The following is a 13,184-nucleotide window of genomic DNA, read 5'->3' as shown; positions in this document are numbered from 1 at the left end:
ATGAATCTGAATTCGTTTTATGTCACTGGATCGTTTCATTTGCCAGCATCAGGCCAACCGAGTTGTTTTGCTGCCAGATGCTTGAGAAATAAACAATCGGAACAGGGCGGCTGCCAACGTATGGCGACACTTCAATTGTCAAACCCGGCTTTTGCTCGTTTTGAATAAACCAGTCCGTGTAGCCGCCGCCGCTTGGGTTAGACTGTGGGGCGACTAAGCTGTAGCCCGTTTTTTGGCTTACCCGCTTTGCTACAGCCAGGTCACGTGATTTACGGGCACCTGACTGGTAATAATGCCAGTAAATAATTTGGCCGGAGCTGTGATAAGCTGCGCTCGCTTTAAAAGAATGCTTGAGCGTGAAGTCATACATCGCTTTTGATTCGGGTTCACTGAGCGGGCTTGGACCTTTATAGTTTTGGGAAGAAGGCTTGCCAGGGTTACAGCAGATGTTACGCCAGTCTGCCGGGTATTGACGGTTCAAATCAACACCGCGTATATTCGCTTTCCAGGCAGAAAAATTCGTACTGCCGCCGTTTAACTTCAAAATGGCGTCTTTGTTTTTCGCACTGCCCGCTCCGAGCTGTACGAGAGAAACGCCGTCCGGGTTCACCATCGGCACCATATAAATAGAAGTTTTCTTTAAAATGGACCGGGCTGGATAGCCATTCATAGAGCCATTCGTTTGAAACAGATGAGCGTATTGATCGGCCATTTCCATTACTACGTTTGTTGTAATATGCTCACGCGCATGATGCGAGCCGTTAAGGAGCACTTCTTCTTTGCCAGTGCCCAGCCGGAGAGCATATAAACTACGGCCGTCCACCGATTTGCCGATCACCTCTAAGGAAGCGATGTCCGAATGCCAAAGCGCAAGCTCTTTTAAGTCCTGCACCATTTGCTCATACGTCATCGTTTTAAACGGGTTTACATAGTTGCCGGTATACAAGGTCATATCTGTTTTAAGAATATAAGCTGTCCGGCCGCCAATGTCGACAATGTAATAATCACGGTAAGCGGCGCGTGTTTGAAGCAGGGTGCCTGCCTGCAGGCGGCCAAGTGATGTTAACCGGCCGTTTTTCGAATAAAGCAGGTCGACTGTTTTCCGGGTAATCGCCCGGTTTTGAAATACATAACCGGGCTGTACGCCGCCAGCGAGAGATGCTTCCGGCAAGTATGTAACAGCTGTTTCGGAAACATAAGCGGTTGTATTACCCAATACGAATGAAACGTACCCATTTTCCGTGCCCGTTTTTTTAAATATTTCTCCTGTTAAAAGGCGCCCCGTTTTCACGTAAGCTCCATTTTTCTTTTGAAATAATTCTGCATCGTGTTCGAGTCGAATGTAAGAGCCGGATGCCTCTGCTTGTCCATTCTCTTCTATTATTAAATCTTCTTTTGCAATAAAGCCATTGATCCCCTGCCAGGAAACACGGATTCTCGTTTCCTGCTCCTCTATTACTTTTACATTTGTGCGGGCGGGAATCGGTGTAAGCACAGCCTGCTGTTCAGCAGAGGAAGGCGGGGTGTAAATGGTTGTATCCACTTTTGTCAGTAAATATGAAGCAGCCTGTGCAGCAGTGGATGGCAACAGGGCGCTCAGGAGAAGAACGATGAGAGAAAAAGACAGCCATTTTTTCATTATAACCTCCAATTTATATAATATTTACCTCTATTTTAACAGGTTTGGAGAATGAAAGAATGCTGATTTGCAAATAAAAAAGACGCTTTTAAAAGCGTCTTTTTTAAGATAAAAAGCCCATAAGCGCGTATTTTATTTTTTCGGTACGAGACAGCTCGTTCCACGGTTTCTTTTTTATATGGTCGGTGTCAATCGGCGTAATAAAAGGGCCGTGTTTCATCACGAGGCGGTACGGATCAATCACGATCGCTTCACCATCTTCTACGCCTTTGGTGACTTGATACACACCATCCACGTGAAGGCCGGTTTCAATACGCCGGCGTTCAAGAAGACCTTCTTGATTCAGAACAATGGCATATGATTTTTGATTTTTTCTTAAAATAGCCGTGTTTGGAATCGTAACCACATCCGGCTGTTCATCCGTTATGACTTTCACACTCGCTTTTAAACCGGGATACAAATCACTTGATGCAGCGCCGCTCAGCTGAGCAGAGTATGGATATAAGCTTGCTCGTTTTACAGACGGCTCTTCTTCGGGATACGTGCTGACAGAGCTAAGCGATCCACTGAACTGCTCGAGAGTCGTATCTACAGTGACTTCAACCCGCTGATCTGGCGCGGACTTTGCCATCTGTTTTTCGTCAAACACGCCTTTTACAGCCGGTACCGATGAATTAATGATCATCACCGGGTTGTTTAAGCTTGTATCAATTTTTTTCACATAGCCTTCGTTCGTGCTTTTTACAGTTAAATTATCTTTTTTCGCTTCCTGAGCGGCAATAAGCGTATCGTATTTTTTTACTTCTTCCTGCAGCTTCTGCTTTTCGGTTTCCTGCTGCAGGATGCTTTCTTCTACTCCCGTGCTCGCATCACCGCTTTGAACGATCGTCGTGTCGCCGTCACTGTCACTATCCGAAGAATCGTCCGTATTGGCCGTTTCATTTTCCTCGTTCTCCGCTTCGGACAGGAGCAGGCGCAGCTGGCTTAGTTGATTGTCAATCAACGAGATTTGCTGCTGAGTCTGATCTTTTTCGGCTGTTAAGCGGGCGATTTCATCCTCTATAACGTCCGGTGAATATTGAAATAATGGAGTGCCGGGCTGAATGGCTTCGCCTTCTTTAACAAAAACCTCTTCAAGCGACCCTTTGCTTTCATCAAAATAAATCGGGTACTCGTCAGAAGGAACGACAACGCCTTCTGCAGAAAACGACTCCACCACATCTCCCGTCTCAGATCGGTCCCAGTCGGTCAGCCATTCGCTTCGGACGGCTCTGCTGTCTTCCTTGAAAATTAAATATAAGTTACCGGCAATCACAACCGCGCTGGCTGCAAGCCATACTTGCTTTTTTATTTTTTTCACTGTCTTCACCTCTTTTCATTAAAACAAGTTTTCCACTTGGATCGATGTAAACAATGTCGCTAAAATCCAAAATGCCAGGCCTGTCAGAAAAACCATCAAGAAAACGAAAAGAGGTTTTCTAGCTTCTGACGCCCGCAGAAAACGGTATTGAATAGATAAAATCCAAACTTGAAAAATCGTAATAAAGCTGAAAAAGCGAATGGCCATTGCATTGTCTGTGGCATATTGTGCGACAACCCCCAGTGAGAAAGGCGACGAGTCACGCGGAATAGAGAAAAACACATTCCAGACCATAAGCAGGGCAAACTCAATTAAATAGATTGAGAAAGTAATACACTGCAAGGCGACAAGCTTTTTAAACTCTAATTCTAAGAATGTCCAAAAAAGAAGAGCCGGAACAAAGATATAGAAAAGAGGAAGCAGCAGTCCGGCAAGGCCAGCGCCTCCGGTAAATAGCAGTTTCAGCCATTCATATGTATACATATCGGATTCGGCCATATAAGCAGATATGCCTTCGCTTTGTATGCCTAATGCGCCGGCAAGCAAAGACAGAAGCACACTGATCAGTAGTAGTAGTGAAAACTTTGTCCATAAACCGCGAGTTTTTTCGGCCTGTGACAGCTGCGCGAGTTCATGGGAAGTGCGAAACAGCCCTTTTAAAAGCTGAAGCCGATAAGCCATTTTCAAATCTCCCATCAATTAGAATAAATAAAGTCAATTCTCATTATATACAACTATTGATATATGAACCAATAATATTCTAACATTATTGGTCTATTTTCAATTTGTCAGAATTATTAAACGATTGAAATGTGAATGTAATATAACGAACATCCTAGTGTAATAGTGTTGAAACAGAACCGTGTTACAATCAATCTCGTGTTACAAAACTAGGGGGTAATGATACGTGAAAAAAATGGCCATGTCTTTTCTTGCTGCAATGATGATTTTCTCAGCTTCTGCGGCACAAGCAGCCGCGGCAACTCACACAGTTCAAAAAGGGGACACGCTTTACGGTATTTCAAAACGTTACAGTACGTCAGTGGATCAAGTGAAGAAGTGGAACAACCTTTCCTCTAATACCATTAAAGTGGGACAAAAGCTTTCAATCGGCAGCACGGCAGCCGCAAGTTCTTCATCGGCACCGGCGCCAGCATCAAAAACAAGCAATGTTAAAAAAGAAATTACCGTTAAATCAACTGCTTATACAGCTTCTTGCAGTGGGTGCTCCGGCATCACCGCAACAGGCATTAACTTAAAGAAAAATCCAAACGCAAAAGTAATCGCTGTGGATCCGAAGGTGATTCCACTTGGCACAAAAGTATATGTTGAAGGATATGGAGAAGCTGTTGCCGGCGATACAGGCGGCGCGATTAAAGGGAATAAAATTGATGTTCATGTGGCTACAAACCAGAAAGCAAAAAACTGGGGTGTACGTACAGTAAAAGTTAAGATTTTAAAATAATCCAAAAGGAAGCTGGTGGAAATCAGCTTCCTTTTTTGTTTTTTTATGGAGTCTTTATGTCAGGGTTATTACGAATTCAAGATAATGGTCTCCTTGTAACATTCGCGTCACATTTGTACATCGAAGCGTAACGTCCTTTTAAAAACATTACATGGTTTGGCGTGTTACAATGAATCTCGTTAGGCCGGAGAGAGCCGGCTGGTCAAGAGGAACCGAATCCTCAATCGAGCGTTTATCGCGCTTTTATATAAATTAGCCGCTGTCCCTACAGTCACGGAGAAATACAGCTTTAAAAACTCTTGCGTACGTGTGCTTCGTCACACCGGCAGGAACATTCCAGGAGGTTTTTTTATTATGAAAAAGCACATCATGGCACTAGCAGCAACAACAGTAATCGGCGGAGGCGCATTCGGCACCGCAGCATCAGCTAGCTCATATACAGTACAACAAGGCGATACACTATGGAGCATTTCTCAAAAAACAGGTACAACTGTTGAACAATTAAAAGCAGCAAATGGCCTTTCTTCTAATATGATTTACGCTGGATCGACTATTCAAACATCTGGTTCAGCAGCTGGAACAGCTCAAGCTTCTTCAAACGGTACATACACTGTTAAAGCAGGCGACACACTATTTAAAATTGCTACAGCACACGGTATTTCAGTAAGCTCGTTAAAAGCTATTAACGGTCTTTCATCAGATATGATCTACCCGGGTGAGCAGTTGTCAACAAACGGTTCTTCCGCACCTGCTCAAGCAGCACCTGTACAGCAGGCTTCAACACAAGCAGCTGCTGAGCCGGCCCAAGCATCAGCACCACAAGGCAAAACAATCACTGTAACGGCAACAGCATACACAGCACAATGTGCAGGATGCTCTGGTGTAACGGCAACAGGTATTGACCTTAACAGCAATCCAAACAAAAAAGTCATCGCTGTTGATCCGAACGTGATTCCGCTTGGTTCACGCGTATACGTTGAAGGCTACGGTGAAGCCGTTGCCGGTGATACTGGCGGCGCAATTAAAGGAAACAAAATCGATCTTCACGTGCCAAACAACGATGCAGCATACAGCTGGGGCGTACGTACAGTTAACGTAACGATTCTTGATTAATCATTATATACCCCGTTTTTTTAAAACCGGCCGCAATATAGGCCGGTTTTTTCATTCGTTCGATTTGAAGCATGGCGGCAGGATTAGCTTTTGATCAATGAATGTGTATCATGTCTAGCTCCAGTCGGCCAGCCCCTCGGCTATAAGCCATCCCGTCTTTGTGGCAAAAAGCGCCACTAAGCCGGTTTGTCTTATGTCTGCCGGGCCTGAACGGCCGACTTTCGCTTTTCTTTTATGCAAATGAATCGTTTTTGGGGGTCTGCCCGTATATAATAGAAGAAAGAAGAAATGAGGAGTGAGCATGAAACGGTATAAGCATTTGGCAGAAAGTGTCCGGTTTAATCGGCATGGCGGTCACTGGCGTCCGGTCATCACCAGTCACGGAGAATTAACGTTTGCAGGAGAAGGCAGAAGTGCGGTCGTGTTTCGCATTGAAGGAACGGATCGGGCACTTAAAGTGTTTTATCCAGATAAAGTGCATATTGCAAAAGAAGAAGCGGATATTTACCGTCTTCTTTCAGGTGTTCCCCATTTCCCTCATTTGCATGAAGCCGGCGGCACCTATATTGTGATCGACTGGGTAGAGGGCAAAACCTTTTTTCAGTGCCTCGAAGAAGGGGTGGAAATTTCTGCCCGCCACATCCGTGAAGCGGACCAGGCGCTTCAAACTGCACGAAAGCGCGGATTAAATCCGTCAGATGTTCATTTAAGAAATATTATGATTACAGCAGAAGGCAGCACGATGATTATTGACGTAGCCCGTTTCCGCCAGACGAAGGATTGTATGAACTGGGAAGATATTAAAACGGCTCATTCCGCTTTTTATATGAAGCCCTTTTTTCCAAAGCGGTGGCCGAAACCGCTGCTTAATATGATTGGTATTTTGTATAAAAAACGATTGCTGCCGGTTTCCCGGACTGCCCACGCAAAAAATCCGCAGTGACTTCGGTCTACTGCGGATTTTGCTTATGATTCGCCCTTTAATGCATGTCTGACGCTTGCAGCCAGCGCTTCAGCGCCGATTTTGATAATACGCCTGTCAAATGTCATATGCGGATGGTGAAGACCGGGTGTAAGTCCTGCACCAAGTCCCATCATACACGCTTTTATATGGGGGCGTTTAATGGTATAAAAGTGAAAGTCATCGCTGCCGGATGTGATGAGTGGGTCGGCCAGTGCTTGTTCACCGCACACTTCAATGATTCCTTTCCGTAAAAACGCTTCTGCTTCTTCAGAGACTTCAGCGGCCGGGGTAAAATCCATCCATTCATAGTCAATCTGCACTTCATACAGCATACTGATTTGTTCAATTTTATGCTCGACGGCTTTTTGAAGATCGAGCAGCACTTTATTACGCTGTGCACGGACATCGAGTCCGAACTTCCCCGAACCGGGAATGATATTTAAGCTTTGTCCGCCGGCTTCAATGTGCGTCATCTTAGCAGAATACGGCTCAAAAGGCGAGAAATTGATGGTGTTAAGCTGACGGCTCAAAGAAGACATCACCTCAATGGCATTCACTCCCTGGTGCGGCCGTGCGCCGTGTGCGTCATCACCAATCACTTTTCCGTGTAAAAAAGCAACAGCCCCGTGGTGAACAGACGGTGTAATTTTTCCGAAAGGCACCTCTTCAATAGGGCGGAGGTGAATACCGAACAAGTAATCAACATCATCAACCACGCCTTTTTTAACCATTTTCAGTGCCCCTGTGCCCGTTTCTTCTGCGGGCTGAAAAATAAATCGAACGGTGCCGCCGCCTTCTGTTACCTGATCCTTTAATGTTAAAATCGTGCCAATCACGATCGACATATGGGCATCATGCCCGCATGAATGATTAGCGCGAAACTCTCCGTCTACCTGCTGCCACAGAGCATCAATATCGGCGCGAACCGCCACAACCGGCGAACCGCTGCCAATTTCCGCAATTAATCCCGTACAATCGTCAAATGTATAAGAACGAACGCCTTCTTTTGTTAGAAGCTGTGAGATATATGCGGTTGTTTCTGTTTCTTTCCAGCTGATTTCTGGATGCGCATGCAAATGTTCGAAAATCTCAAGAAGTCTATTTTCAAATGTTAATTCCGTTTGAGCCATCGCAAGCCCTCCCCCAGTCATTCTTTCTATTAGTATAAGCGAAAATAAACCTTTTGGCTTGGCAAATAACTGAAAATTCTTATCTTTTTCCTTTTCTCATCAAAAAGCTGATAAAAACAGCAGGAAGTGCCACGGCTGCCATGCTTAAAAAAGCAAGTCGGGGTTCTATATCGTATAAGAAGCCTGCTCCAAATGTTAAAACAGCCGTACTCAGCCCCATTCCAAGTGAAGAATAAACGCCCTGGGCGGCTGGAATTTCCGAAGAGTCGAATTCTTCATTCAGCAGCCGGATAAACGCATAATGTGCCAGCCCGAATGTAAAAGCGTGAAAGACTTGGGCAAAAATATAAACAGGGACCGAAGGGAAGATAAACATGAGAGCCCATCGCAAAACCGCTGCCAGTGCTGCCCACATAAACATGGAACGGACAGAGACGCGGCCAAGGAACCGGTCGGCTGCCATGAAAAAAAGAATTTCGGCTGCAACTGCAATGTTTAAAATAACCCCTGTCCAAATATTGTTTACCCCAAGATATTCTAAATACAGCACCCCATAATTATAATAAGCGGCATGAGCGCCTTGAATGAGTACGCAGATGAGGAGCGCGGTCATAAAACGGCGTGATCGAAACAGCTGGCGAAGCGGCACATGCCGCAGGTCTCCGCTTTGCTGGAGAACAGATGGTGTGCGGAAAGAAGCCACAGCCGCTGTGAAAATAAGACTTCCGATTAACATATACAAAATCGCTGTATTGGTAAACATAGCAGTAGCGATGCCGATTAAAAAAACAGATACGGTGTAGCCGATTGAACCCCAGGAACGGCTTTTTCCATAATGAATGTGTTCTGTTTTCATTAACAGGGCACCCGCACTGTCGGCCATTGGCATAATAATCGGGTAAATCAAGCTGAATACAATCATCACCATCAGCAGCGTCATGTAGCTGGAAGCCGGGATAAAAAGAATGGAAAGAAGGGCTGCAAGTATAGAAAACCATTTGAGAAGCGTGCCGGCTGGAAACTTGGCGCTCAACGCCGGATAAAGAAAAAAGGTAGAAGCTGCACGGATAAACAATCCAATCGCAATAAGCGTAGAGGCGGTTTCAACAGGCAGCTGCTTTTCCGAAACAAGCCACGCGTTCCAATAGGGCATAAAGATCCCCCATGAAAAGTAAAAAGCAAAAAACATTAAAGACAGCCAAAACTGTGAAGTAAAAATCATCGAATCTTCCTTTATTTTGTCAGTATTTATCCATTATAGCGAAAATATGATTTTTTTTGCACGAAAAGAAAAGAATCTTTCTTATGTCCTGTTTCTTTTTAACAATTGGCTTTTTCTGAGGTTTTTTGAAGGATATTGAAAAGTGGTGTCGAAATAGGAAAAAGGGACGACTAAGACGAGAAAAAGGAGAATCGGATGGAGAAACCAAATGAAGCAGTGGAAAGCTCGCTTATTTTTGTCAATGGACGGAAAGACGACTGCATGATTCGCTTTATGACGGTTTATCAGGAAGGACTCATACTCGATGCCGAATTTACCCCGTTCGCCCAGCCGGCTGAAAAAGAGTGGCATCTTGGCGAAAAAGGGGCCATTAAAATGATTGTGGCCCACAAGGGAGTGTGGCAGGAGGTCATCATTGATTATAACCTGTCAGAAGGCTATTTATATATTACAGCTGTGACAGCATCCTTTTTATCAAAATCGGTGATGATGTCAATTGCCAGGCGTTTTTATATTCGCCGGGGGGAAGCTGTTCAATTCTTATCAGCCCGTGCCCTCCTCCATCATACAGAGGCACAGCCTGAACGCTGTCTCCTGATTGATATTCCGATTCTTTAAAAAACGGCTCTTTTACGGCTCTTTTCAAAAGAGCCGTTTTTTTCTGCTATACTAGTAGAAAAACAGGGGGGAGCGGAATAATGAAGCGTTTTGCAATGTTTTTGGCAGCGGGTTCAGCTGCGCTCATCAGCGGCTGCGGCGGACCGGAAGCACCGGAAAGTGAGCTGGAAGCGTATGTGAGTGAATGGCAGGACAACGATTATGGCGGGATGTATGAACACTTTACGCAGGAAACTAAATCGTCTATGACGAAAAAAGAGTTTACGGAACGATATAAAAATATTATGTCAGATATTGAAATGGACAAGCTTCAAGTAGAGCTGCCAACAGAAGAAGACGTGAAGATGGACAATGATCAGACGGCACGGCTGCCGCTTCAAATCCAAATGGAGACCATCGCCGGACCGGTCTCATTTAAAAAAGAAGCGGTAATGAAGCTGGAAGAAACAGATGAGGGTGAGGAATGGCTGATTGACTGGGATCCTTCTTTTTTGCTACCTGATTATGATGAGGGGGACAAAGTACGCATTCAAACGCTTGAAGCCCAGCGGGGGCGTATCTTTGACCGGAACGGCAGCTCGCTTGCCGTCAACGGAACAGCGGTTTCGATTGGTGTAAACGCCGGCGCCATTGATGAAGCAGGGAAAGCGCAGCTGGCTAAACTGCTTGGCTTAGCAACAGAAGATATAAACAAGCAGCTCGGCCAAAGCTGGGTGCAGGACGGGTACTTTGTTCCGCTTCAAACCGTCGCTTCATCCAACAAGGAATTGATCAAAAAAGTGTCAGCTGTGAAAGGAGCGGCCACAGCTTCCAAAGCAGTCCGTGTTTATCCATACGGTGCAGCTGCCGGGCATTTAACCGGTTATACAGGTGAGATCAGCGCAGAAGAGCTGAAAGAAAACAAAGGGTACACACAAGGTGATCAAATTGGGAAACGCGGTCTGGAGCAGCTGTTTGAAGAGCAGTTGAAAGAAACGGACGGCGTGCAGATTTTTATCGAAAAAGAGAAAGAAGAGCCGGTGGTTATCGCGAAGAAGGAGCCGAAAAACGGCCAGGATGTAAAGGTAACCATCAACGCAGAAATGCAAAAAACACTGTTTGAACAAATGGAAGGAACAGCCGGAACCGCTTCGGCTCTAGAACCGGCTTCAGGAGATGTGCTGGCGCTTGTTTCCTCTCCTTCTTTTGATCCAAATGAATTTGCCCGGGGCATACCCGCAAACCGGTATACCGAGCTTCAAGATGATCCAAAGCAGCCGCTCTTGAATCGCTTTGCCGCGGCTTACTCACCGGGTTCCACCATGAAGCCGATTACAGCGTCCGTTGCGATGAAAGCGGGCAAGCTGGATCCGGCGGCCGGTAAAACGATTGAAGGGCTTCAATGGCAAAAGGATGCATCGTGGGGCAATTACCGGGTAACCCGTGTCAGTGAGTCGGCGGGTCCTGTAAATTTGGAATCCGCTATCGTGGCATCTGATAATATTTATTTTGCGATGGCGGCACTTGATACGGGAGCAGATGGAATGAGAGCGGGGCTCCAATCATTTGGATTTGGCGTGGAGTATCCGTTTGCTTATCCGGTGCGTGAGTCGCAGATCTCAAATTCCGGTACGTTTGATTCAGACATTTTACTGGCTGATACCGGCTACGGCCAGGGAGAAGTACTGACATCAATGACGCATCTGGCCAATGCCTATGGAGCTTTTTTAAATAAAGGGACGATGATGAAGCCGCTCCTGCTTCTTGATGATGAGCCGTCTGTCTGGCAGAAAGAACTTGTGACAGAAGAACAAGCATCCATCATTCGAAAAGGACTGCGCGGCGTAGTAGAGCGTGGAACCGCCCGTGCTGTGAATATTGAAGGCATGGCCATCTCCGGCAAAACCGGCACAGCTGAAATCAAAGAGAAACAAGGAACGACTGGAAAAGAAAACGGCTTATTTGTTTCCTATGATGCAAACAACCCGTCTTTTGTCCTTGCGCTGCTTGTGGAAGACGCGGCGGAAGCGGGTGGAAGCAAAGAAGCGGTCGACAAAGCCCGTGCTTTTTATGTAAAATGGAAGACGTATCGTAAATAAGAAAATATAGGTTTTTCTCTAGATCATTAGACTGAAAGAATAAAAGCTTACCAGAAGCGATAAAAAGTTAAGAAAACTAGACGATAGAACTAGAGAGTAGATACGGAGAGTAGAGGAGCGGTCCAATGAATAAAACGGTTATTTCTTTAACAGCTGCAGCATTTATCGCAACCGGTGCCGCGTCGGCTGCGCACGCTTCAGAACTGTACACAGTGAAAAAGGGTGACACGCTGTTCAGCATCGCCAGCCAGTACAAACTATCAGTCGTTCAGTTAATGGAACTAAACAATCTTACGTCAGATGCGTTGTCCATTAATGACCAGCTTATCGTTTCCCATACGGAAGAAAACGTTCAGGTAGAGTCGAATGAGGTCAAAGCAGAAATGGCGGAGCCGGCAGCAGCTGTGTATACAGCTGCCGCTTCATCCTACACCGTTCAAAGTGGGGATTCTCTTGGTCTGATTGCTTCCCGCTATAAAACAAGCGTTTCGGCTATAAAACAATTAAACGGTCTTTCAAGCGATGTGATTTATGCAGGGCAGAAGCTGAAGGTGAGCGGAAGTGCTTCTTCAACGCCGGCCAGCACGTCCAAGCCGTCGACTTCAACTTCAACGAGTACATATACTGTACAGAGCGGGGATTCTCTTGGTCTAATTGCTTCCCGCTATAAAACAAGCGTTTCAGCTCTGAAGCAATTAAATGCTCTTTCAACGGATGTGATTTACGCAGGTCAGAAGCTGAAGGTGAGTGGAAGTGCCTTTTCTTCAACGCCGGCCGCTAATACGGGCACGTCGAAGCCATCAACTTCAACCAGCACATATACCGTACAAAGCGGAGATTCTCTCGGACTCATTGCTTCCCGCTTCAAAACAACGGTCTCATCACTAAAGCAATTAAATCGTTTAACAACCGATGTGATTTACGTTGGACAAAAACTGAAAGTAAGCGGCAGTGCCACTGTTACTCAAAGTCCGTCTTCACCTAATCAACCATCGTCTCCCGTGTCTAATGGTTTATATGTTGTGCAAAGCGGAGATTCATTAGGCGCGATTGCTTCAAGGTATGGAATGACTGTGGCGGCACTGAAACAAATGAACGGCTTGAAATCGGACGTTATTTTCGTTGGACAGAAATTAAAGATAGCCGGCAGCGCGGGTATTGGCAAGACGCCGACACAGGTAAGCAATCCCGCTTCTTCCGGCGGCTACAGCGTCAACACGCTGATCAGTACAGCAAAGTCCTTGATGGGCATTCCTTACGTATGGGGCGGTGCATCCACTTCTGGCTTTGATTGCAGCGGTTTTATTTATTATGTGTACAAAGCAGCAGGCAAAAGTATTGCCCGGACGAATACAGAGGGCTATTACAGCCGGTCCTACGAAGTTTCCAGTCCAGCTGTAGGGGATCTTGTGTTTTTCAGCAATACGTATAAAAAAGGCATTTCCCATATGGGGATTTATATTGGCGGAGGGCAGTTTATCCACGCGAGCTCTTCGTCCGGCATTACCATTTCAAGTTTAAGCAATTCTTACTTTCAACCAAGATTCACTGCTTTTAAACGATTCTACTAAAAAAGCGGTCCCATATAGGGACCG

General features: G+C 45.7%; 11 protein-coding genes. 6 read left to right on the top strand and 5 right to left on the bottom strand.

Annotated elements, in window-relative coordinates; genetic code table 11:
* Positions 1-22: 22 nt before the first annotated feature.
* From L2D08_RS01560 to L2D08_RS01550, 3 genes are all read right to left on the bottom strand, one after another.
* A complete protein-coding gene (locus L2D08_RS01560) occupies positions 23-1,639 on the bottom strand; it encodes a M14 family metallopeptidase (protein WP_242231951.1) in 1,617 nt (538 codons plus the stop codon).
* A 103-nt stretch (positions 1,640-1,742) separates the two neighbouring features.
* Positions 1,743-2,999 (bottom strand): efflux RND transporter periplasmic adaptor subunit, encoded by a 1,257-nt coding sequence (locus tag L2D08_RS01555; RefSeq protein ID WP_242231950.1) that lies wholly within the window; start codon positions 2,997-2,999, stop codon positions 1,743-1,745.
* 18 nt (positions 3,000-3,017) lie between these two features.
* Positions 3,018-3,680, bottom strand: a complete 663-nt coding sequence (locus tag L2D08_RS01550; protein ID WP_242231949.1) for a hypothetical protein — start codon at positions 3,678-3,680, stop codon at positions 3,018-3,020.
* 226 nt (positions 3,681-3,906) lie between these two features.
* Between L2D08_RS01550 and L2D08_RS01545 the strand changes: the two genes are divergently transcribed.
* The 3 genes from L2D08_RS01545 to L2D08_RS01535 all read left to right on the top strand — a co-directional run bounded on the left by L2D08_RS01545 (position 3,907) and on the right by L2D08_RS01535 (position 6,520).
* Positions 3,907-4,464, top strand: a complete 558-nt coding sequence (locus L2D08_RS01545; RefSeq protein ID WP_242231948.1) for a 3D domain-containing protein — start codon at positions 3,907-3,909, stop codon at positions 4,462-4,464.
* Positions 4,465-4,818: 354 nt separating this feature from the next.
* Complete coding sequence (locus tag L2D08_RS01540; protein ID WP_242231947.1) at positions 4,819-5,577, top strand: 3D domain-containing protein; 759 nt, start codon at positions 4,819-4,821, stop codon at positions 5,575-5,577.
* A gap of 301 nt (positions 5,578-5,878) precedes the next feature.
* Complete coding sequence (locus L2D08_RS01535; RefSeq protein WP_242231946.1) at positions 5,879-6,520, top strand: protein kinase family protein; 642 nt, start codon at positions 5,879-5,881, stop codon at positions 6,518-6,520.
* Between the two features lie 23 nt (positions 6,521-6,543).
* Here the strand turns inward: L2D08_RS01535 and L2D08_RS01530 are convergent, their stop codons facing one another.
* Together L2D08_RS01530 and L2D08_RS01525 are read right to left on the bottom strand one after the other, a co-directional pair.
* Positions 6,544-7,671 carry an amidohydrolase gene (locus L2D08_RS01530; protein WP_242231945.1) on the bottom strand — a complete coding sequence of 376 codons (1,128 nt, stop codon included), beginning with the start codon at positions 7,669-7,671 and terminating at the stop codon, positions 6,544-6,546.
* 79 nt (positions 7,672-7,750) lie between these two features.
* Complete coding sequence (locus L2D08_RS01525) at positions 7,751-8,893, bottom strand: MFS transporter (protein ID WP_255821768.1); 1,143 nt, start codon at positions 8,891-8,893, stop codon at positions 7,751-7,753.
* A 195-nt stretch (positions 8,894-9,088) separates the two neighbouring features.
* Here L2D08_RS01525 and L2D08_RS01520 point away from each other — a divergent pair, with 195 nt between their 5' ends.
* The 3 genes from L2D08_RS01520 (at position 9,089) to L2D08_RS01510 (ending at position 13,160) form a co-directional block, all read left to right on the top strand.
* Entirely contained in the window at positions 9,089-9,511 is a 423-nt protein-coding gene (locus L2D08_RS01520; RefSeq protein ID WP_242231943.1) for a hypothetical protein, read from the top strand.
* A gap of 80 nt (positions 9,512-9,591) precedes the next feature.
* Entirely contained in the window at positions 9,592-11,589 is a 1,998-nt protein-coding gene (locus tag L2D08_RS01515) for a penicillin-binding transpeptidase domain-containing protein (protein WP_242231942.1), read from the top strand.
* Between the two features lie 125 nt (positions 11,590-11,714).
* Positions 11,715-13,160: a peptidoglycan endopeptidase gene (locus L2D08_RS01510; RefSeq protein WP_242231941.1), complete on the top strand. Its 1,446-nt coding sequence runs from the start codon at positions 11,715-11,717 to the stop codon at positions 13,158-13,160.
* The last annotated feature ends 24 nt before the right edge of the window (positions 13,161-13,184 follow it).

This window comes from Domibacillus sp. PGB-M46 (assembly GCF_022668875.1).
GTDB lineage: Bacteria > Bacillota > Bacilli > Bacillales > Domibacillaceae > Domibacillus.
Note: the sequence above shows the minus strand (reverse complement) of the source record. Positions and strands in the feature narration are given on the sequence as shown.

Bases quoted from the DNA above. Each gene is read 5' to 3' on its own strand.
- L2D08_RS01510 (WP_242231941.1), top strand. From the start codon at position 11,715: ATGAATAAAACGGTTATTTCTTTAACAGCTGCAGCATTTATCGCAACC.
- L2D08_RS01520 (WP_242231943.1), top strand. From the start codon at position 9,089: ATGGAGAAACCAAATGAAGCAGTGGAAAGCTCGCTTATTTTTGTCAAT.
- L2D08_RS01530 (WP_242231945.1), bottom strand. From the start codon at position 7,671: ATGGCTCAAACGGAATTAACATTTGAAAATAGACTTCTTGAGATTTTC.
- L2D08_RS01515 (WP_242231942.1), top strand. From the start codon at position 9,592: ATGAAGCGTTTTGCAATGTTTTTGGCAGCGGGTTCAGCTGCGCTCATC.
- L2D08_RS01560 (WP_242231951.1), bottom strand. From the start codon at position 1,639: ATGAAAAAATGGCTGTCTTTTTCTCTCATCGTTCTTCTCCTGAGCGCC.
- L2D08_RS01535 (WP_242231946.1), top strand. From the start codon at position 5,879: ATGAAACGGTATAAGCATTTGGCAGAAAGTGTCCGGTTTAATCGGCAT.
- L2D08_RS01525 (WP_255821768.1), bottom strand. From the start codon at position 8,893: ATGATTTTTACTTCACAGTTTTGGCTGTCTTTAATGTTTTTTGCTTTT.
- L2D08_RS01540 (WP_242231947.1), top strand. From the start codon at position 4,819: ATGAAAAAGCACATCATGGCACTAGCAGCAACAACAGTAATCGGCGGA.
- L2D08_RS01550 (WP_242231949.1), bottom strand. From the start codon at position 3,680: ATGGCTTATCGGCTTCAGCTTTTAAAAGGGCTGTTTCGCACTTCCCAT.